General features: G+C 64.8%; 14 protein-coding genes and 3 pseudogenes. 8 read left to right on the forward strand and 9 right to left on the reverse strand.

Features of this window, described 5'->3' with window-relative positions; translation table 11 throughout:
- Positions 1 to 90: 90 nt before the first annotated feature.
- Entirely contained in the window at positions 91 to 1,119 is a 1,029-nt protein-coding gene (locus tag M2351_RS21150) for an IS110 family RNA-guided transposase (RefSeq protein WP_264657760.1), read from the reverse strand.
- A 67-nt stretch (positions 1,120 to 1,186) separates the two neighbouring features.
- Between M2351_RS21150 and M2351_RS21155 the strand changes: the two are divergent.
- Positions 1,187 to 2,257, forward strand: a pseudogene (locus M2351_RS21155) (IS3 family transposase); the annotation flags it as partial.
- Between the two features lie 40 nt (positions 2,258 to 2,297).
- On the opposite strand, the pseudogene M2351_RS21160 reads toward M2351_RS21155, so the two are convergent.
- The 4 genes and pseudogenes from M2351_RS21160 to M2351_RS21175 all read right to left on the reverse strand — a co-directional run.
- A pseudogene (locus M2351_RS21160) lies at positions 2,298 to 2,689 on the reverse strand (transposase); the annotation flags it as partial.
- 14 nt (positions 2,690 to 2,703) lie between these two features.
- Positions 2,704 to 2,907: a hypothetical protein gene (locus tag M2351_RS21165; protein ID WP_264658026.1), complete on the reverse strand. Its 204-nt coding sequence runs from the start codon at positions 2,905 to 2,907 to the stop codon at positions 2,704 to 2,706.
- A 271-nt stretch (positions 2,908 to 3,178) separates the two neighbouring features.
- Positions 3,179 to 3,508, reverse strand: a complete 330-nt coding sequence (locus M2351_RS21170) for a plasmid pRiA4b ORF-3 family protein (RefSeq protein WP_319801907.1) — start codon at positions 3,506 to 3,508, stop codon at positions 3,179 to 3,181.
- Between the two features lie 93 nt (positions 3,509 to 3,601).
- Positions 3,602 to 3,895: a transposase gene (locus tag M2351_RS21175; RefSeq protein ID WP_406567420.1), complete on the reverse strand. Its 294-nt coding sequence runs from the start codon at positions 3,893 to 3,895 to the stop codon at positions 3,602 to 3,604.
- A 338-nt stretch (positions 3,896 to 4,233) separates the two neighbouring features.
- On the opposite strand from M2351_RS21175, the gene M2351_RS21180 reads away from it, so the two are divergent.
- The 6 genes from M2351_RS21180 to M2351_RS21205 all read left to right on the forward strand — a co-directional run bounded on the left by M2351_RS21180 (position 4,234) and on the right by M2351_RS21205 (position 11,266).
- Positions 4,234 to 6,030 carry a calcium-binding protein gene (locus M2351_RS21180; protein WP_264658028.1) on the forward strand — a complete coding sequence of 599 codons (1,797 nt, stop codon included), beginning with the start codon at positions 4,234 to 4,236 and terminating at the stop codon, positions 6,028 to 6,030.
- 3 nt (positions 6,031 to 6,033) lie between these two features.
- On the forward strand, positions 6,034 to 7,263 hold the full coding sequence (locus M2351_RS21185) for an ATP-grasp domain-containing protein (protein ID WP_264658029.1): 1,230 nt from the start codon (positions 6,034 to 6,036) through the stop codon (positions 7,261 to 7,263).
- On the forward strand, positions 7,256 to 7,969 hold the full coding sequence (locus M2351_RS21190; RefSeq protein WP_264658030.1) for a class II glutamine amidotransferase: 714 nt from the start codon (positions 7,256 to 7,258) through the stop codon (positions 7,967 to 7,969). The genes M2351_RS21185 and M2351_RS21190 overlap by 8 nt, the downstream gene beginning before the upstream one ends.
- Before the next feature lie 40 nt (positions 7,970 to 8,009).
- Complete coding sequence (locus tag M2351_RS21195) at positions 8,010 to 8,783, forward strand: 2OG-Fe(II)-dependent halogenase WelO5 family protein (RefSeq protein ID WP_264658031.1); 774 nt, start codon at positions 8,010 to 8,012, stop codon at positions 8,781 to 8,783.
- 174 nt (positions 8,784 to 8,957) lie between these two features.
- A complete protein-coding gene (locus tag M2351_RS21200; RefSeq protein ID WP_264658032.1) occupies positions 8,958 to 10,202 on the forward strand; it encodes an ATP-grasp domain-containing protein in 1,245 nt (414 codons plus the stop codon).
- A 50-nt stretch (positions 10,203 to 10,252) separates the two neighbouring features.
- Entirely contained in the window at positions 10,253 to 11,266 is a 1,014-nt protein-coding gene (locus M2351_RS21205; protein WP_264658033.1) for a DMT family transporter, read from the forward strand.
- 285 nt (positions 11,267 to 11,551) lie between these two features.
- On the opposite strand, the gene M2351_RS21210 is transcribed toward M2351_RS21205, so the two are convergent.
- The gene (locus M2351_RS21210) at positions 11,552 to 12,751 is read right to left on the reverse strand and encodes an IS256 family transposase (protein ID WP_264654291.1); all 1,200 of its coding nucleotides are present in this window, start codon (positions 12,749 to 12,751) and stop codon (positions 11,552 to 11,554) included.
- 133 nt (positions 12,752 to 12,884) lie between these two features.
- A pseudogene (locus M2351_RS21215) lies at positions 12,885 to 13,858 on the reverse strand (IS5 family transposase).
- A 603-nt stretch (positions 13,859 to 14,461) separates the two neighbouring features.
- Between M2351_RS21215 and M2351_RS21220 the strand changes: the two are divergent.
- On the forward strand, positions 14,462 to 15,154 hold the full coding sequence (locus tag M2351_RS21220; protein ID WP_264658035.1) for a trypsin-like serine peptidase: 693 nt from the start codon (positions 14,462 to 14,464) through the stop codon (positions 15,152 to 15,154).
- A 76-nt stretch (positions 15,155 to 15,230) separates the two neighbouring features.
- Here the strand turns inward: M2351_RS21220 and M2351_RS21225 are convergent, their stop codons facing one another.
- Positions 15,231 to 19,856: a beta strand repeat-containing protein gene (locus M2351_RS21225; RefSeq protein ID WP_264658036.1), complete on the reverse strand. Its 4,626-nt coding sequence runs from the start codon at positions 19,854 to 19,856 to the stop codon at positions 15,231 to 15,233.
- A gap of 269 nt (positions 19,857 to 20,125) precedes the next feature.
- Positions 20,126 to 20,425, reverse strand: coding sequence for a hypothetical protein (locus M2351_RS21230; protein WP_264658037.1), 300 nt, complete (start codon positions 20,423 to 20,425; stop codon positions 20,126 to 20,128).
- Between the last annotated feature and the right edge of the window lie 127 nt (positions 20,426 to 20,552).

Raw genomic sequence — 20,552 nt, forward strand, 5'->3', positions numbered from 1 at the left:
GGCGGTGGCCCGCTAGGGCCAGGCTTGAGGAGGGGCGGCCGAAGGCGGATCATCGCTTGCGGATGCCCGGTGGGCTGAAGGCGGCTCGGTTCATGCGTGTGCATGGTGCGCCTCATAGGTCGTCTGGCGCACCAGCACCGCCCAGGCGATCCGGGCCAGCTTGTTGGCGAGCGCCACGACCACCGTGTTGACGTGGGCGCGGGCGGACAGGGCGCGCAGCCAGGCACCAAGCGGTGTCGCCTTGCGACTGAGCGCCGGCAAGGCGGCCCGGGCGCCGTGGATCAGCAGGGTTCTGAGGTACACGTTGCCTCGCTTGCTGATGCCCAGCAGCTTCGCCTTGCCTCCGGTTGTCCTCTGCCGGGGCACCAAGCCAAGCCACGCGGCGAAGTCGCGGCCGCGGGCGAAGGCGCTCGCGTCGCCCACTGCCGCCGCCAGCGCCGTGGCGTTCAGCACGCCGATGCCGGGAATGGTGGCCAGGCGGCGCGCGCTGTCATCGCTGCGGGCGCGTTCCGCGAACTCGTCATCGAGCGCAGCGATGCGCTGGTCGAGATCCTGCCATTCGGTTTGCATATCCACCAGCAACTGACGGATTCGGGGGCTGAGATCAGCCGTCTCAGTTCCGGTTAACAGCTCGGCCAGAGCTTGTTCGAACTGTCGCCGTCCCTGTGGGAACACGAGGCCGCGTTCAAGCAGCACCGCACGCAGCTGGTTGATCAGCGCCGTTCGCTCCCCCACGAGCCGCGAGCGGACCCGATGCAGGATTTGCGCGTCGAGCTGCGCTTCGGTTTTCAGAGGAACGAAGCGCATGGTCGGCCGCGTCGCCGCCTCGGCGATCGCTTCGGCGTCGCGGTCGTCGTTCTTCTGCGCTTTGACGTAGGGGCGCACGTACTCCGGCGACATCAGCCGCACGGTGTGGCCCTGCGCGGCGATCTCGCGTCCAACGTGGTGGGCGCCGCAGCAGGCCTCCATGGCGACGACGCAGGTCGGCAGCCCAGCGGTGAACCCGATCACGTTCGTCCGCGCCATCCGGCGACGCAGGACGACGCGCCCCGCCGCGTCCAGTCCGACCACACTGCACGTCCGCTTGCCAAGGTCGATCCCCAGTACGGCAATCTGCATGTCGCCCTCCTTTCTCAGCTCAGTCCGCCGCTTTTAACGGCGGAGCGTGAGGGGCGGGCCATTCCATAAAATTCTCGGACCTTCTGGGGATTGCCCTGCCTCCCGCCGACAGCGACGAGACGCCGCGATGAGCGCGATCGCCACCTTGGCCCCCGGCCGTGGCCTTGTGAGCGCGGCCTGCGCCGCCGTGGGTGTCGCACGCGCCAGCGTCCATCGACACCGGGTTCGGCTGGCTGGCCGGGAACCGGCGCCTCGCCCCCGGCCACGACCACCGCGGGCGCTCGCGACCCAGGAGCGCCAGACGGTGCTCGCCCTTCTGCGCGCGCCGCGCTTCATCGATCTCGCCCCGGCGGAAGTCTACGCCACCCTGCTCGACGAAGGCGTTTATCATTGCTCCATCCGCACCATGTACCGCCTGCTGGCCGAGCATGACGCGGTCCGGGAGCGCCGCGACCAGTTCCGCCATCCGGCCTATCGAAAGCCCGAGTTGCTGGCCAAGGCCCCCAACGAGGTCTGGTCCTGGGACATCACAAAGCTGATGGGGCCGATGAAGTGGTCCTATTACTATCTCTACGTGATCCTCGACATCTTCAGCCGCCGTGTGGTCGGCTGGTGCGTCGCCGATGCCGAGAGCGCCGCCCTGTTCAAGGCGCTGTTCGAGGAGACGCTGGCCAAGAACGCCGTCCCGCCCGGCCAATTGACCCTGCACGCCGATCGCGGCGGCCCGATGAAGGCCAAGGCCACCGCCCTCCTGCTCGCCGATCTTGGCGTCACCAAATCGCACAGCCGGCCCCATACCTCCAACGACAACCCGTTTTCCGAGGCCCACTTCAAAACCCTGAAATATCAGCCGCAATTCCCCAAGCGCTTCGGTGGAATCGAAGATGCCAGGGCCTTCTGCCGCGACTTCTTCACCTGGTACAACCGGGATCACCATCATGCCGGGATCGGCCTGATGACCCCCGACCAGGTGCATTACGGGCAAACCGACGCCGTCCATGCCGCACGCCAGGAAACCCTCGATCGTGCCTATCACCGCAACCCGGAGCGCTTCGTTTGCAAAGCGCCCGAACCACCTGCCAAGCCCATCGAAGCCTGGATCAATCCGCCGCAAAAGCCGGAGAGTATCCAAGCCTAATCCATAACTCGGGCTGTCTCACAATCGTTGACACGTTCCGGGTACTGTCGACCAGCAGGGGCACCGGTCCGCTTGCCGCCTGAGGCGCCAGCGCCAGCGTCCTGGATCGTCGGCTCAAGGGAGAATGATCCGGCACCGGCAGCTCCAGCCCCATCAGCGCGAGCAAGGAGCCGACCAACCCCTCGGTCTGGCGCAGCGGCTGGTGAAATACTGTCCTCGTGATCAGCGCTGTCTCGCGAGATCCGAGGAGCGCGCCTGGCCGCCCGGCGTGGTCCGCGGCGGCGTCTGCCAAGCTGCGACCGCCTCATCACTGAACCAAATCGTCAACGAGCCCCGCTGGTGCAGGCCAGCCTCGTAGGCCGACCAGTTCGTCACCTTGGAGCGGGTCCTCGCAATCCGGTGGCGGCGGTCGGCATTGTGTTTGTGCGGCATGGTCAGACGGGCGATCAGAAAGGGGCAGGTTTCCTATCGAACCCCGTCCGCAGGGGCAACAACGGTATCCGTGCACCAATGCAGGAACCGGTGATCGCCTTGGCTTCGGCTAACGACAGCCCCAGCGTCTCCGGGGCAAGGTCGCCGCAGTCGAGCCGGGCCACCTCGTGAACCTCCCGCTCCCCATCCGCCGCGATCAACACCACCTGCACCGCCATCCGGATCATCCCGAGCCCCGCTCCGCCGTGAACGCTTGCCGCAGAGCGGCGCGTTGACCGCGGCGCGCGCGAAGGCGCCGGGCAGAAAGGGCCGGCGCGCCTCCAGGTGGGCCACCGCCCGCTCGAAGGCGTGGCGCTCTTCGGGATCGTCGAGGGTGGAGCGGTCCCCGTCCGCCACCCGCCGGAGGACGGCGGCGACGGTGTCCAGGTCCTCGGCCATCGCCCAGCCGGTCGCCGCGCGCCGTTGCTCGGCGAAGTCCCGGGGTCCGCCTCACGCGTCCGGCGGGCTGGTCTCGCGACCGGCCAGGCACACCGGATGAGCCTGCCGGGGCACGGTCGCCAGGATCGTCTCCACGCGGATGTCGATCTGCCAGCCGGCCCGGAAATCGTATTCGTAGAGGTAGCGCTCGGTGGGCCGGAACCGGAAACGCGCCAGCGGCACGGCCTCGGCGTCCTCGCCGAAGTTCAGCCCGCCGATGGCCGGGATGCCATAGCTCCGGCCATGGATGCGGAAGCGGTGCAGGTGTTCATCATTCCAACCCATCAGCACCTGGATGACCCGGTGCAGATCGGCGACCGACAGGCGATCCACCACCCGCACCCGGCGCTACACCGCCGGATGAACATCGCGCAGCTGCACCTTCAAATGCAGTGTCTGAGGCGGAAGCGAGTCGGACATCGCGCCAGCTATACCTCAGCCAAGTCGCGGTTGCCCCGTTTCGTGATGGGCTCCCTCGGTTTGCCGGAAGGCGAAGTGGAACGGCGCCCGCAGCGTCAGCGCCGTCTCGATCGCTGCGGCCGAGTAGCGGGGGTGTCCACCGCGCGTGGCGCGCGGGGCGGCGCGGCAAGCCTGGAGGGCGTCCTCGTTGAACCAGATGGTTAGGCTGCCCCGCTGGCGCAGGCTGGCCTCATAGGCCGCCCAATTCGTCATGCGGTACTTGGCGCGGGGGAGCTGGTGGCGGTGCGCAGCGTGGTGTTTGAACGGCATCGGGCGGTGGTGGCGACAAGCATCAACGGGGACATGGCTTCTACGCCGACCCGCAAGCCGTCGGAAACCCACCATCCGCGCACCACGCTGACAGCACCGACACGGTTGCACCATACACGCTGCCCGCCGGCCGAATGTCCCCGATAGATGGGTAACGGCGCCGGTGCTCCCGCCCGGACGAGTGACGCCCTTCACAAAAAAAGCCGCCAATTCGAATGATTATGGCGATGATGTTTCGCGTTATATGGCTGTAATCACAGACTCCAAGGCCAATAACGCGTGTAATAGTCTCATCTTATGACAACACCGCTGCTGAAATCACAGAGGGGTTCTTGCACATGATCAACGATGCACTTGGTTCTTCGGCTCCGCTTGTCGATCCGTCGCCGGTGACTCCAGCCACCTCGACTGACCCGGTCTCTCCATTCACTTCGGTCAGTCAGGAGCCGGTGGCGACGGACGGTCCGGACACCATCAACGGCACGGCCGGACCGGGCGAGATCGACGCGAAGGGCGGCAACGACTATGTCTCCGGCAGTGCGGGCGGCGACATCATCCACGGGGGTGCCGGTGACGACGTGATCTCCGCCGAGCGGCTCTCTATCGGCGAGAGAACGACCACGAGCCGAACCGGTGGCGACGCGCCGAATGATTGTGAGCACTCGGCGCTTCAGGCCCTACGGAGCTATCTCGGCCCCAAAGACATCGCCGGCGTGGAGGCCTGCCTGAACGCCATCCTCGCCCGGCTTCCATCCCCTGAGAATCTCTCCACGAACACGCTTCTCGTCGCATATGGCGGGGGCAAAGACAGCTCGTACATGTTGGCTTTCGTTCGCCTGGTCCAACTGCTTCTGCTGGAGCAGCGAGGCGACACGTTCAAACTGCGCATCTCGACCAATCGCCATGGCGGAATGCCTTCGGCTGTAATGAACAATATTCACACGGTCTACCTCCGCCTCGGGATCTATGGCGATCAGTATGTCGAACCCCTGCTCGTCGATGGCAATGAGGTTCATCCGTTCCAGGTAAACAGGAAGCTGCCGGCCGCGGTCGTCGAGCGCAACCGTCGTGACATACTTCTCAGCGGGCATCGTACCCAGGCGGACGCCCGCCCCACATTCTGCAATGCCTGCAACCTGAGCATGATGAATTCCTTCGGACTGGCTTCCTGGTACCAGGGCGGAGTGGATCTCATCATCACCGGGGATTCGATTTTCGAGCAGCGTTCGTACGCGCTCTGGGTCAACCGTCTGGCCCAGCGCCTTGGTGTCGATCACACCGGTCCCAAGAGCAAACGCACGCCGGGATTTGCCGGTTTTCTCAAGACCTTGGACGGGATCTCGGAGCACTATTTCTCCGAAATTCATGGCCGAGATTCCCCGCAATTGGCGGATCGCCGGATCTACTTCAACGACAGGGAACGTGGTCCCGAGTTCTTTTCCATTTATCGCTTCACCGGCTACAGCGCCCGCGACCACTGGCCGCTTTTGACCGAGTTCCTGGGATTTCAGTTCGATGAACTGGCATTCAGCTTTTCCGAGTCCGATTGTGCCAACCCCGCGCTGATGGCCCATCTTCGGGGCTTGAAGACTCAGTATCTGTACGCCCGCACCTATGAGGAAGGGGTGCGCGAATACGCTGAATTCGCCCTCGAGCTCATGCAGTCGAAGGACTTCCCGGAGATCCTGATTGACGAGATGAAACGGCGATACGCCTCGCCGCAAGCGATCCAATCGATGCGGCGGAAGATCTCCGAGTTCGCCTATGAATCATTCGGGCTCACCGAGAGCCAGATGATCGCCATGGTGTACTCTCCCTTCGTGTGCGCCGGAAAGAACCTGGAAAGATACATCTTCGAGCAGGCAGTGGTCCTGGTCCCATTCCTTGGCGAAGTCAGAGAGCTTTTGGCCGGGACCGCTCCGACGGCTGACACGACGGATTTGTGGATCGCGGATGTCCTCACCCGAAAAACGGGCTTGAGCCTGAAGGAGATGCGCGACTGCTACCGGTTCGACAGCCGGGATGGCTCTTCGCTGTTCAAGACGATCTTGGAGCGCGATCCCCACAAGAAGCTCGTCCGGACTGTGCAGTCCCCCGGCGGGGCGCCGGTCGCCGAGTGGATCTCGGGGAGATAAGCAATGCGAAGCTATTTCGTGCAAATCGGAGCCACGCGCGACGGCCTGGATCCCTACCTGCGGTCAGCGCGCAACCGCGGCCACACCACCGTACTGATCGAGATTTCGGAATATCTGGAACTCCGGTATGAGCTGAAGCGGGAAAATTTCGACCTCGAACTCGCCGTAGAGGAGCCTTCCGATCCGGCAGCCGTCTTCGGGGTGATCTCCCGGCTGCCCGGAAGAATAGCGGGAGTGGCAGCCGGTTTCGAAAGATATGTCGCTTCGGCGGCGGCTCTTCAGGCCCGGTACAGGCTGGGCCCCCCATTTACTCCTCCCGACAAGGCAGGCCAGAGATGGCTGCTGGAGCGGGCGGCTGTCCCCGTCCATCAGCCGAAGTTCCACTCGGCCGGGGACGGAACTGGGCTCGGCTTCCCGGTCGTGGTCAAACCGAGCAACGGCGGTGGCGGGCTGGGGGTATACTTGGCCAAGACGCCGGAGGCCTACGCGCAGGCCTTGGCGCTGATCCGGGCAGCCCGTAACTATGATGGAGCGGATTTCTCCGATGTGCTCGTCGAAGAATATTTGGAAGGAGACGAGTGTTCAGTTCAGGGGCTGGTCCGGGAAGACGGAAGCGTCAGTATCATTACCGTGTGCCGAAAACTGATCTCGACCGCTGCCGTCGGCGGATCGCCTGATCTTCTTGGATTCCGTGAGACCGCACACATCACCGCTCCGGAACTCGGCGTGCGCCCCGACGTGCGGACGTTCGTCGAGGATTGCGTGAGCGCCGTGGGCTATCCCCTGGGACCCTTCCACATTGATTTCAAGATTGCAGCGCATCGGATCTCGTTCATCGAGATGGGATTTCGCCTCTCAGGAGGAGGCATCGTCGAACTCGTCAGCATGGCTTCGGGGCGTGACTGGGCGGATGAGGCCTTCTGCCTCCTGACGAGACTCCCACAGCTCAAGCCGGAGAACCCAGCTTGTCCCGGCGTGCGGCACATCGGCCAGATCGGCCTAGTGAGCGAGGCGGAACTGGCGCGCGCGCGTCAGCTTCCCAACGATCCTTGGGTGCATATCCAGCAAGTCCCGTCGGCCGACCCGGGCATTCAGTGGTCCGAGCGCCTCAAATCCGACCTCCAGAGACATGCCGGGCTGATCGCAAGAGTGCGTGTTCCCGGCGCCTCGCACGCGGAAGTTCAGGCACGGCTCCTGAGCTGCGCGCGGGAAAGGCTCTCCTCCCATGTGTAGGCTGCTGCTGGCCCAGGGCGATTTCACGGCCTCCGCGGTGTTCCATGCCGCAGCCTTGATGGCCGGTGGAGGGGGTGCGAAGCATGACGGCCCGATTCGGGTCCACCCGGATGGCTGGGGCATGGCGGCGTATGATCGCGGACGCGCAGGCTGGTCCATCCACCGCAGCACGCACCCGATCTTCGACACGGACCTGTCGCGGATGCCGGCGGTCGGGAAACCCGAACTCCTGCTTGTACACAGCCGGCACGCAACCCGACTGGCCACAAAGGGCCTGGAGTTCACCCATCCCGTCGAGGAGGTTCACCAGGATCGGCACTGGCACCTGATGCACAACGGTTACCTGCCCACGACAGCGTTCGCCCTGGGCCGGGATCAATCCCGCTTCGATTCACGCGAGTACCTGGAGCTCCTGCTCCGCTGCACCGAGGGTTCCCGGCTCGATCCTGAAACCGTGCTGGCATCGCTCGGCTCGCTCGAGCCGCCGGGCAGCTCGGCCAATGCGTTCCTGTTCAATGACGAACATCTCTATGTGATCCACTGGAGCTTTCGTTCCCATCGGTATCCGCATTACGTAACGCTCTGGTCAGCCGGGCACAAGGGCGCAAGCTTCATCTCTTCCGAGATCCTGGAGACGCTCGCGCCGCGCGCAAGCTGGAAGCAGCTTGCCCAGAGCCTTCTGATCGAAATTCCCCTGAAAACGTGAGGAAAAATCCATGTTTAGCCCCGCTTGGAGCTGTCTGTCCTTGTCTGCCGAAAACCCGGAAGCAAACCGAAAGGCGCTGCAGGACCTCATCGAGTCCCGGACCGCCATCCTGAAGCTGGAGGGTTTCTTTTCGCCCAATCGGCTCAAGAGCCTTCACGAGCGCATCGGCGCAAAAAAGAGCCTGGCCCAGGTCACCGGCTATGTGAACGGAAGCCTGACGACTTTCGGCCCGTACTTGGCCAAGCATCTCGCCGACCTCTCCCGCTATTTCGAGCAGGCTGGCGAGATTTATCGGATCTTTGGCGAGGATTTCGAGCTGGACCGCGAGGTCCGCTCCAAGATCGGCCACCATTTCGGGCTTGAGAAGATCGAGCCCGCATTCGACATCCAGCACGGTCCCTACGCTCCCTGCACCATCCGGATCCACGGCAACCGGGTCGCCAATCCGCTTCACAACGACAACATCAAGCGGGATGGCGCGAACAGCGGGCTGACCGTGGCCGGCCTGACGCACCAGCTGAGCTGCGTGGTCTGCATCCAGGAATGCACTTCGGGAGGCGAGCTCAAGCACTACCAGAAGCAATGGGAGCCCGCCGACGAGCGCTACAAGATCCCGGCCGGGCTCGGCTACGAACCCCAGGTCGTCGACGGATACCCAAGCATCACCTTCCGCCCTCGCGAGGGTGATGTCTATCTCATCAACCCGATGAATTATCACGAAATCCTGCCGACCTACGGGAAGGATCGGATCACCATGGGATTCTTCTTCGGATTTACCGATCCCGAACTCAGGCAGGCCATTGCCTGGAGTTGACAGGCGAAACGCTCAGTTCCAAGCAAGCCATACGGCCGGCGGATGAACATTTCCAGTGCCCGCCGACCGTCGAACCCGACAGATCAATGCCTTCGGCGGTGATCGAAAGGGTGATACGGACGAAGCCTTCAGGCGCCGTTTGTATCAAGTTCTTCATACTGAAGGAGCCATAGCATGCGTCCACGTTGCGCTATTGTCGATGCCTACTCCGCCGCCCGGTTCTTGCCGCGGGAGTTCCAAGCGCTCGGCTATGACTGCATTCACGTCCAGAGCACTCCTGAAATTTTGCCGGTCTTCCGCACGAGCTTTCAGCCCGACGATTTCATGGCCAATGTGATCCATCGCGGGGACCTTGGCGCCACGATCCGGGAACTTGCCGCCCTCGCGCCGGAACTGGTCATTGCGGGGATCGAATGCGGGGTCGAACTCGCCGATCAGCTCAGCGTGCGGATCGGCAGGGTTACGAATGGTCTCGACCGTTCGGAGGCTCGAAGAAACAAATATCTCATGGCGGAAACACTTCGGGAAAAGGGGATCCGCGCGGTCAAGCAGGCCCGTGTCGGCGACTTGGCCTCGCTCGTCGGCTGGACCGAGGAGCATGGCGACTGGCCAGTCGTGGTGAAGCCGATCAACAGCGCCGGCTCCGACGGGGTATCGATCTGCCATTCCACGGCCGACGTGATACGCGCGTACCACGCCATCGCGGGAATGACCAATATCATGGGAAAACCTAACCATGATGTCCTAGTCCAGGAATTTCTGAAAGGCGACGAATACATCATCAATTCTGTCAGCTGCGCCGGCGAGGTGTACTTCACTGATCTTTGGAAAAGCTGGAAGATTGCGATCGACGGAGGCAGGAAAATGATTTACGACACGGAACAGCTTCTGCCCTTCGACGGTGTCGTACAGGAAAGCCTGCGGGGATACGTCGCCCAAGTCCTGCAGGCGCTCGAGATCTGGCACGGGCCGGCGCATACCGAAGTCATGCTGACCTCGCAAGGGCCGGTGCTGATCGAAGTGGGTGCGCGCGTTTCCGGAGGAATGCATCCCCAGGCGCACCTGCAAGCTGTGGGGCACACGCAGTTCCAGCTCACGGCCCTGGCCTATGCGAACCACGAAGCCTTCTTCAAAAAAGCCCGTGTGCCGTACCAGGTCCGCTGTCCTATTGTCTGCGTCGCCCTGATCTCCAGCCAGGAGGGCGTTGTGGCGGAGATCCCGATTGCCGAGGAACTCAAGAGACTTCCCTCCTACATCGCCGCGCAGTTGCGCGTGAAACCGAATGGCCCCATCCGGAAGACGGGGGATCTCAACTCCTCTCCTGGTGATGTGTTCCTGGGGCATCCGGATCCCGAAATTCTCCGCGCGGACTATTTGCACCTCCGCGAGAGGGAAAAAACCGGGTTTCTGGTTCAATAACTCGCGATATTTTCGGTCAACTTCATCGCCACTCAGTATTGGAAATCATCATGGCTTCAGAAAACGGTATTCCCACGGACGGGACAATGGCACTACCCGGAAAACGCCAACACTCCGGAGGTTTCATAAGAGCATTGCTCACTTCCAGGATCGGCAAGACAAGCAAGTGGGTGGGTCCCACTTTTGTCCTGATCTTCCTCTTGCTCTCCGTTAGCACGGATGTGGGGCTTGGCCATCTACTACAGGACTACGATCCTGTCGCCACGCTGGTGCTCTGCTTCGGCATGGTGATCGGCTTCTTTTTGATGGTGAACTCCACCGGCCTGAAAGCCATTTTCAACAAGGGCAGGCGGGACTGGCAAGACATCCTGCTGCTGAACCTCTCGACGGCCGGAAGCTGGGCCGGGCTTTTTTTCGCGCTCCGGTATTTCGAGCCCGCGATGGCGATCTCCTTCATCCACTTGATCGGCCCGGTGGTGACTCTTGCGCTGGAGCCCTGGTTCGGGAATCACAAAAAGCCGTCCGGGCTGGAACTGGTGTCCGCTTTCGGAATCGTGGCCGGGATGGTTTTCCTTGGAATCATCACATCCCACGGCAAAAGCGGAGTCGGCGCGATCTCGAATGCCGGATTTCTGGTGGGCACACTGATGTCCCTGCTCGCCGGGATCTCGGTCGTCTGCAATACGCTCTTCTCGCGGCGCGTGGCCGGAAAGGGCTGGTCTACCAGCGAAGTCATGACGGTCCGCTTCTATGCGCTCGCGCTTTTCGCTCTCTGCGCCTGTTCGCCGAACGCCATCCAGCCTCTTCTGAACGCGAGCGCGCTATTGCCGATCGCCTTGATCGCATGTCTGGGCATCATTGTGCCCCTTTATACGCTTCAGCTCGGAATTGAGAGAACCGATCCGCTTGTCGTGGCGTTGCTCCTGACGAACTCGCCTTTGGCCACGATCCTTTTGCAGAACGTCGACCAGAGACTTAGCCCGGCGGTCTTCTCGGTTGTCGGAATTGGCGTCTGCGCCTGCTTCTCGACCCTCGGGGTCATTGCCCGGATCGGGAACAAGTAGCTTCGACTTTGGTGCACAATCGTGCAGCCAACCGCAATCTCGACCTTCTGGGCAGACAGGCCGCCGGGAACGGAGGTTGAGACCGATCAGGTGCTTGCAGCGCATCATCGCCCCCTCCCCCAAGGGATCGACGGGACGCTGTTGCATCGAGGCTATGGCGCTTCTGACGGCGTGGCCGGCGCTGTAGATTACGCGATGCGGACGGAGTCCGGGCGAGTTGATCGTGCCCCGAGGCGTGGTGTCTGAGGGGGCCTCTGTGCTCTTCGGCGGGTTGAGGCCGCCGGTCTACTCCGCTGCGATGGACAGCGGATCAGGGGTGTGAGGGTGGCACAGCTCGGCCAGGCTTTCCATGGTCATGTAGCGCCGGGCCACCGCCCATTCATCATGCTGCTCCAGCAGCAAGGCGCCGACGAGGCGCACAACCGCCCCTTCGCCAGGGAAGATGCCGACGACGTTGGTGCGCCGCTTGATCTCGCCATTCAGCCGCTCCAGAGGATTCGTGCTGTGCAATTTGGTGCGCAGGTCCTTGGGGTACTTCATGTAGGCCAGCACGTCGAACTCCGCCTCGTCCATCAGCGCCGCCAGCTTGGAAAAGCGCGGCCGCAGGCTGTCGGCCACCCGGCGCCACTGCTCATGCGCCGCCTCAGCGGTCTCCTGGGCAAAGGCGGTGCGAATGGTGGCCGCGACCATCGTCTGGTGCGCCTTGCCGACGCAGGCGAGGAGATTCCTCATGCAATGAACACGACAGCGTTGAAGTGTGGCGCCCAGCACCTTGGAAGCGGCGGCCTTCAGCCCGAGATGCGCATCGGCGATCACCAGCTTTACGCCGCGTAGGCCCCGGCGGGTGAGGGTGCGCAGGAAATCGGTCCAGAAGGTCTCGGCTTCCGACAGCCCGAGGCCGAGCCCCAGCACCTCGCGCCGGCCATCGCTGTTGACGCCGATGGCCAGTATGGCGGCGAGCGAGACGATGCGGCCGTCCTGGCGCACTTTCACGTAGGTCGCATCCAGCCACACAAAGGGCCAGTCGCCTTCCAGCGGCCGGTTCAGGAACGCCTGCACGCGCTCGTCGATGTCCTGGCACAGGCGGCTGACCTGGCTCTTGGAGATGCCGGTCATGCCCATCGCCTTGACCAGATCATCGACGTTGCGCGTCGAGATGCCCTGCACGTAGGCCTCCTGAATCACCGCGATTAGCGCCTTCTCCGCGGTGCGGCGCGGCTCCAGGAAGGCCGGGAAGTAGGAGCCGCGCCGCAGCTTGGGGATGCGCAGGTCGATGGCCCCGGCGCGCGTCTCCCAGGTCCGCTCCCGGTAGCCGTTGCGCTTGGTCTGGCGGTCCTCGCTGCGTTCGCCATACCCGGCGCCGCACAGGCTCTCCACCTCCAGCTCCATCAGGCGCTGGGCGGCGAAGCCGACCATCTCGCGCAGAAAGTCGGCATCGGCGCTCTTCCCAATCAGCTCCTGAAGAGCGATCCTGTCCTCGGTCATCGTGGTCTCCGTCTTGGTTGATGGTCGTTAAGCAACCTCAACTTAGCCGAAGAACACGGTGACCGCCGCTCCCGAACGGCCGGCCCGCCTGCGCCAGCTATGGGGGAGCGCTCCGGCGGGCCAGCCTCACGCCTCAGACACCACGCGGTGGGACGCGATCTCCGAGTTCGAGCATGCGGTTTAGGACCAGGACGGCGACCCCAATCTCGGTCTGCTGCAGGTCGTCGGTGTGGAAGCGGAGACCATCCGCGATGACGTGTTTGTCGCGGCTGAAGACGACCTCCACGAGCGCGCGTACGGTACGTTGTCGCCGGATGCTGCCTGCCACGCCCTGCGCCCACCCTCGCCGATGGCCAGCAGATGCCGATCGCGCGGCGTCGGTGCGCTCTGCGCCGTGTCGTTCGGCACCGCCGTCGCGCGGGGCGGCCCGACCACGGCGGCCCCGGGCTGCCGTTCGCCCACGGCTGTGTAGACGCCGCTCTGGTCGTCGGCGCCGTCCGCGATGACCGTGTCGAAAGGCTCGGTCATCTGATCGAGCAGCGGGCCGACTTGCGAGGCGTCATCCACGTCATGGTCGGTCAGTGTCGCGGCGACGATGCGCCCGGTGGCGGCGTCCAGGCCGATGAGCAGCTTCCGCCACGCGCGGCGCCGGCGCGTGCCGTGCTTCTCGGCTAACCAATCACCGGGACCGCACAGCTTTACACCGGTACTGTCGACCAACAGACGGACCGGCTCCTTGGCTGTTGCCGGCGGGGTCGGGACGGTGACGGCCTTGGCCCGGCGGCTGAGCGTGGAATGATCCGGCACCGCCAGATCGAGCCCGAGCAACCGGACGAGGGAGGCGACCAGACCCTCCGTTTGCCGCAGGGCCAAGCGGTCCACCGCGCGCAGCAGCAACGCCGTGAGGATCGCCAGGTCGGAGGAGGTCCGTTGCCCGCCCGGCGTGGCTCGCGTTTCGGCGCGCCAGCGCTCCACGGCCTCGTCGCTGAACCAGACGGTCAGACTGCCACGCGCCTGCAGCGCCGCATCATACTCCTTCCAGTTGCGAACCCGATAGCGCTGCTTGGGGATGTGGTGGCGGCGAGCAGCATTGACTTTGAACGGCATTGCTTGGAGAAGAAGGTGGCGAGAGCGGCGGCAACACTCCTACGATGCCGTCCCGCTACCCGCAATCACCGGCTCGCTGCAACAACGTCGCGGCCAACGCCACCTTCGTCTTGAACGCCGCGCTGTGCTTCTGCCGGGTCTGTTTCACGTACTGCTCCTGTACCAAACTACTTATAGGAGCAGGACTCTCGTTTCGTCACCTGTCTCATACGGCCGGCGCATGAATGGTTCATGATCGGCCGACCGTATGACCCTCTCGCACATGGCGTTGCCATGTGCTGCCGGGTTTAAATCGAAGGCGTTTGATGGAAGCCATCAAACGCCTTCGATATCAGATCCGGGGGCCATCTCACACGGCGGTCTTTCTCAGGATTTGTGGTGGGAACCTTGAGCCCCGCGCTCTCCGCGCGGGGCTCTTTTTATTGGCGGGCCGCGAATCTTTCCAAGTAAAGCGCCTCGCCGAATGCGAAATAATCTTTCAATATTAGTCTGATTTTGGTTGAGCGGCCAACAGATTTCGCGCCCGCATTGGGGTGAAATGAACACATCCACGGTTTGCGCCCGGATTTCCTTTCCATCCTACACAAGGCAGGAGCTACCCCGATGTCCCAAGTCGAAGTGTCCGACCAAGCCCAATATCCCTGGCAGAGCATCGTCTTCATCACCTCGACCTATGCCAACGGCGAGGTGCACACCGGGTCCGGCGTGATGGTCGGCCCCAACGACGTCCTGACCGCGTCGCACGTCGTTTATGACTCGACCACGGGCGAGAGCCCCGTCCAGGTCACCGTCACCCCGGCCTTCGACCCGTCCCACTTCGAGGCACCCTTCGGGTCCGTGGACGCAGTCTCCTGGCATTACAACAACGGTTTCGATCCGAACGGCGACGGTCTGATCGTGTCCGGCAATGGCGGCAGCGGGCTGGAGGGGGTCGAACTCGACGCGGCCCTACTCGATCTTGGCGTGCCGCTCGGCAACCAGACGGGGTGGATGGGGATCGATCCCACCTTCGTGTCCGGCGATGTCAACCTGACCGGGTTTCCCGACCTCTATGGCAACACCATGATGAACGACACCGGCTGGGTGCAGGACAACCCGTTCGACGCCTTCATCGACATCAGCGGCATGGAGGTTCACCCCGGCAACTCCGGCGGGCCGCTCTGGTACGAGCAGAACGGCGTCGGCTACGTCGTCGGCCTGGTCTCGACAGGCGTGGCCGCCCATGACGTTGCGGCGAGCTATGGCTCCTTGCTCGCGTGGATGGACGGGAACGATCACCTGATCTCGGCGGTCTGAGCCATCCGGGCTCCGCCCGGTGTCGCCGTCGTAGGAGCGGCACCGGGCGGGGCAGGAGGCGCGGTTTCATTTCGGGTCACCCGCAACCGGACGTTCCGGCCACGTGGAAGCGCAGCGGCAGCTCCGACGTCGAGCCCGTCGCCCGGTGCGGGACGCCCAGTTCACCGTTGCGGAAACCACCATAGGGAGAGGGCAGGGGGCCAGCGGGGTCGAGCGGCAATCCGCCCCCGTTGCCGACAATCAGGCTGCTGCTCGCGCGTCCGCCACGGCCGGCGCAGCTGTCGCGCAGGAGGTCCCGGGTGTTCAGGAAACTTTCGGGCAGTTTGACCAGGCTGCTGGCGATGGTGTTGTCGGGAGCCGGCGTGGAGATTGTGCCGGACACACTTTCGGCCGAGGACGCCTCGATCAGAGTGTCGGGGGTGGTCAGCAGCTGGTCGGCCCGAACGGTGATGTTGCCGCCACTGCCCTTTTGCGCGTTCGCCTGGATGCGGCTGTTCTGCAGCACCGCGAAAGGCGGGTCGATGACGATGTTGCCGCCACTGCCCGTTCCGCCGGCCACCGAGGTGGTGACTGCGCTGTTGCGCATATCGAGGAGCCGGCCCACTCCGATGGCAATGTCCCCGCCATTTGACGTCATCGTCTGTGTCTGGATAGCGGCCTGATCAAGGGACAGCGTGTCGGTAACCGTAAGCGTGATCGGGCCCCCAAGCCCCGAGCCGGCACTTTCCGCGCTGATCAAGCCGTCACGGCGGAGCAGTACGCTCTCAGCATTGATGGAGATGGAACCGCCATCGCCAGTCGAGTCTGGTTGGGCGCTGCTCAACACGCCCGTCAAGGTTTGCGCACCGTCACGGTCGATTTGCAATTCGCCGGCTCGCACAGTCACGGCCCCGGCATTTCCCTGCTCGAACGTCAGGCTGCGAATCTGGCCGCCATGGGTGAGTGCGAGCGGACCATCGGCCGTGACATCGACGGTCCCGCCATTACCGTTAGAGCCAGCTTCGGCGCTGCTTCCAATGCCGGTGAAGCGTGGAGGGCCGTCCACGCCGTCGATCAACAAAGAGCCCGCATGCACGCTCACGGCGCCGGCATTCCCGTGGGCAAACGTGTTGCTGCTGATCTCGCCGGCGTCGACCAGCGCCAACGTTCCCGCGGTGGCAACGGTCACCGTTCCAGCGTTGCCGCGCGACCCCGTGTTGGCGTTGCTCGCTATGCCCGTGAGGGCTGGTGCGTTGGCGCCATCGATCAGCAGCGACCCGGCCTGCACGACGACATTGCCGGCATTCCCCTTGGCATAGGTGTCGCTGTTGACGACGCCACCCCGGCTGATGGCGAGGGGGCCGGCGGTGGTCACCCGGACCGTGCCGGCGTTGCCTTCGGACGTCCGGTTGGCGCTGCTCGTGATGCCGGTGAAGTCCTCACCGCCGTTGCCGGTGATGGACAAAGAGCCGGCCTGCACCGTCACCCCGCCGGCATCTCCCTTGGCGAAGGTATCGCTCGTGATAATGCCGCCGGGAGTGATGGTCAGGGCGCCCGGCGTGGCGACCCGGACCGTGCCGGCGTGGCCGCCGGAAAACCTCTCAGCGGTGCTGCCGATGCCGCTGCGCGTGCCGTTGCCTTCGAACCCGGCGATCGACAGGCTGCCGGCCCAAACGGTGACGTCGCCGGCGTTGCCTTGAGCGTAGGTGCTGCTGCTGATTTCACCGTCGTGGCTGATCGTCAAGGGGCCGGCCACGAGAAGGTCGACCGTACCGGCGTTGCCTCCAGAAAGGAGGTTGGCGTCGCTGCCGATTCCGGTGAAGCTCTCGCCGTCGTTGCCGGCGATGGACAGAGCGCCGGCGCGCACCGTCACCCCGCCGGCGTTGCCCTTGGCGTAGGTGTCGTTGCTGATGATACCGCCTTGGCTGATGGCGAGGGGGCCGGCTGTGGTGACCTGGACCGTCCCGGCGTGACCCTCGGACCTCCGATAGGCGTTGCTCGCGATCCCGGTCAAGCTGTCGCCGTTGTTGCCGGTGATGGACAGGGAGCCGGCCTCCACCGCCACCGCGCCAGCATCCCCTTTGGCGAAGGTGCTGCTGCTGATAACGCCACCTTGGCTAATGGCGACGTCACCGACAGTCGTAACGGCGACCGTTCCGGCGTTGCCCTCGGAGAACTCGTTGGCACGACTCGTGATGCCAGTGAAATCCTCGCCGTTGTTGCCGGTGATGGACAAAGAGCCGGCCTGCACCATCACCCCGCCGGCATCTCCCTTGGCGAAGGTATCGCTCGTGATAATGCCGCCGGGAGTGATGGTCAGGGCGCCCGGCGTGGCGACCCGGACCGTGCCGGCGTGGCCGCCGGAAAACCTCTCAGCGGTGCTGCCGATGCCGCTGCGCGTGCCGTTGCCTTCGAACCCGGCGATCGACAGGCTGCCGGCCCAAACGGTGACGTCGCCGGCGTTGCCTTGAGCGTAGGTGCTGCTGCTGATTTCGCCGTCGTGGCTGATCGACAACGGACCGGCCACAACAATGCCAACCCTACCAGCATTGCCCTCCGACCTCGGATTGGCGTCACTTCCAATGCCTGTGAAGCTCTCACCATCATTGCCGGTGATGGACAGAGAGCCCGCTTGAACCGTCACTCCGATCGCGTTGCCTTTGGCATAAGTGTCGCTGCTGATAACGCCTCCCTGGCTGATGGTGAGGTTCCCGATCGTGGTGACCTGGACCGCGCCGGCATTGCCTTCGGAGGTCCGGTTGGCATCGCTTGAGATGCCGGTGAAGTCCGCGCCGTTGTTGCCGGTGATGGACAGGGAGCCGGCCTCCACCGTCACCGCGCCGGCGTCCCCTTTGGCGAAGGTGTCGCTCGTGATGACGCCACCGGGATTGATGGTCAAGGCGCCGGGCGTGGTGACCCGGACCGTCCCCGCACGGCCGCCGGAGTGCTCCTCCGCGGTGCTGCCGATGCCGGTGCGCGTGTCGCTGCCCTCGCCCTCGGTGACCAACAGACTGCCGGCCCGCACGGTGACATCGCCGGCATTCCCGACGCTGAAGGTGTTGCTGGCGATCTCACCGCTGTGGCTGATCACGAGCTCGCCGGTCGTCGAAACGCGGACGGTGCCGGCGTTGCCCGAGCCGTGGGTGTTTGCCTGGATGCCGACGAAGACGCTGGTGAATCCGTCGAAGGCGCCGTTCACGCCCGTGATCGACAGGCGGTCGGCGTTGACGGCGACGCTGCCGGCGTGGGCGCTGCCGAGCGTGTCGCTGCCGATCTCGGCGTAAGGGCCGGACAACGCTATGCTGCGGGCGCCGACCGTGACCGGGCCGCCGGTCCCGGTTGCGGTTTCGGCGGCTTGGCTCACGATGCCGGTGAACACGTCGCCGGCGGCCCCCACGATGCCGATGCTGCCGGCCGTGACCGTGACGGCGCCGGCGTTGCCGGAGCCCTCAATCCGGGTCCCGATCTGCGCGGTGCCGCTCAACTCCATCGCACCAGTGGCCGCCACGGTGACCGATCCGGTGTTGCCGCTCGCCATCGGCAAGCCTTCGCTCACGATCCGGGAACGCGCGCCGCGCGCCACCTCGCCCGCCATGACGACGCTGCCGGACGAAACGGCGATGTCCGCGGCGTTCCCCGCGCCGGTCGTGCGACTGACAATGGCGCCGCCGTTGCCGATGCTCAGCCGGTCGGCCGACACCGCGATCGGAGCGGCCGGCCCGGTGGCGCCCTCTTGCGCGACGCTTTCGATGACCGTCGAGAAGGTCGCGCCGATCCCCTCGATGGACAGGTTCCCGGTCGTGATCGCGATCCCGCCGGAGCCGCCTTGCGCGCGCGCCGCGCTGGTGACGCGGGCGCCATCGCGCACGGACAGGCTCCCCGCGCGCAGCCGGATCGGCGCGCCCGTGCCGGAACCTGTCGCTTCGCTCCGCAGCGTGCTGTCGGCGATCGTCAGCGAGCGGCCTTCAAGGTCCATGCCGCCCGTCGCGTCGCGGCCACCGGTGTTGTTGGTAGTGACAGTGGAGTTCTCGACGACCAGCGTGCCGCCGCGGATGCGGACGCTGCCCCCACCGACGCCGCTGGTGTCGAGGCGGGCGCGGTCGTGCAGCCGCACCGCTCCTTGCTTCGCCGCCTCCGTGGCTCCGTCCGCGAGGCGCACTCGCCCGGCGCCGGTCACCGAACTCACCGTCACCGTTCCGCCCGGGGCCTCGATGCGGCCCGCGGTCCCACCGCGCACCTCCACGTCGCCACCGATCAGCGACAGCAGGTGGCCCGGCTTCACGGACAGCCGGCTTTGGTCCACCCGCAGCGCGCCCGCAGGCCGGTCGAGGAAGCCGAAGGCCTCCGGCGGCGCGGTGGTGAAGGTGCTGCCGCTCCGGTCCAGGGCGGAGAAGCGCGCCCCGTCGGCGAAGCGCACCTCGTGCGCCGTGCCGACGTGCAGGCTCGCCGGCACGTCCACGACGGCGCTGGGGCCAAAGGTCACGCCGGCCGGGTTGATGAGGTAAACGTCCGCTTGCCCCACGGTGGAGCGCAGCGTGCCGTCGATGGTCGAGGCACTGCCGCCGGTGACGCGCCCGACCACGTTGCGGACGCTGTCCGGCCCGGTGAAGGTCACCGTCTGGCCGCGGTTGACGTTGAAGGTCTCGAAGCTGTGAAACAGGTTGCCGCCGGCCTGGGTGCCGAGCCCGGCGCCGACCTCAATCCGACCGCCCGACAGGTTCACCCGCGGCCCCGTCGTTCCGTCGGTGGCGATCTGCGCCAGGGCCGCCGTCTGCGGCAGCAGGGCGACCAAGGAGGTAAGCAGGAGCGTCCGCGGCATGCCAAGGCCCTCCGCGCTTTGAAGGGTGGTCAGCATAATCCCGGACCCGAGCCGTCGACACGGCGCAGAGGCGGGTGGCCCCAGCCCTTTGCGGCTGCGGAAAAGAAGAGGCCCCACGCGGAGCGCGCGAGGCCCGAGTTTCCCACCATGAAACCTGAAAGAAACCGCAGCAATCAGCCCAGAAAGGCATTCACCGCGGTGGTGTAGAAGGATGCCTCATCGCTGTCGGGGGCGGTGACGACGGCGTCGGCCGGCAGTTCGGCCAGCGCCACGCCCTGCAGCAGCACCGCGTTGACGCCGCCGAAGTCCACCACCGTGCCGTCGGCGTTCTGGCTGAGCACCGGCTCGCCGGTGCCGTTCATATCGGCCGACACAATGATGGTGTCCTCACCCGGCGTGGCGTCGGTGAAGGTGTCCACGCCGCGGCTTGGCTCGAACACGAACCAGTCCGCACCGGCCCCGCCGGCCAGCACATCATCTCCGCTGTCGCCGAACCGGCGGTTCCACGTGCGCCAAGTTTCTTGAACGTGTCGTCAACAGATGTTCCTTGAAGAACATCGGCGCCTTCGGTCGCGCTCGGAACAACAATCATCGTAATCT

Origin of the sequence: Azospirillum canadense (assembly GCF_025961225.1) — a bacterium.
Taxonomy (GTDB): Bacteria; Pseudomonadota; Alphaproteobacteria; order Azospirillales; family Azospirillaceae; genus Azospirillum; species Azospirillum canadense.

What these genes read in the sequence shown, in the direction of transcription:
- M2351_RS21150 (WP_264657760.1), bottom strand. Translation starts at nt 1,119, where the DNA reads ATGCAGATTGCCGTACTGGGGATCGACCTTGGCAAGCGGACGTGCAGT.
- M2351_RS21165 (WP_264658026.1), bottom strand. Translation starts at nt 2,907, where the DNA reads ATGGCGGTGCAGGTGGTGTTGATCGCGGCGGATGGGGAGCGGGAGGTT.
- M2351_RS21175 (WP_406567420.1), bottom strand. Translation starts at nt 3,895, where the DNA reads ATGCCGTTCAAACACCACGCTGCGCACCGCCACCAGCTCCCCCGCGCC.
- M2351_RS21180 (WP_264658028.1), top strand. Translation starts at nt 4,234, where the DNA reads ATGATCAACGATGCACTTGGTTCTTCGGCTCCGCTTGTCGATCCGTCG.
- M2351_RS21185 (WP_264658029.1), top strand. Translation starts at nt 6,034, where the DNA reads ATGCGAAGCTATTTCGTGCAAATCGGAGCCACGCGCGACGGCCTGGAT.
- M2351_RS21190 (WP_264658030.1), top strand. Translation starts at nt 7,256, where the DNA reads ATGTGTAGGCTGCTGCTGGCCCAGGGCGATTTCACGGCCTCCGCGGTG.
- M2351_RS21200 (WP_264658032.1), top strand. Translation starts at nt 8,958, where the DNA reads ATGCGTCCACGTTGCGCTATTGTCGATGCCTACTCCGCCGCCCGGTTC.
- M2351_RS21205 (WP_264658033.1), top strand. Translation starts at nt 10,253, where the DNA reads ATGGCTTCAGAAAACGGTATTCCCACGGACGGGACAATGGCACTACCC.
- M2351_RS21210 (WP_264654291.1), bottom strand. Translation starts at nt 12,751, where the DNA reads ATGACCGAGGACAGGATCGCTCTTCAGGAGCTGATTGGGAAGAGCGCC.
- M2351_RS21220 (WP_264658035.1), top strand. Translation starts at nt 14,462, where the DNA reads ATGTCCCAAGTCGAAGTGTCCGACCAAGCCCAATATCCCTGGCAGAGC.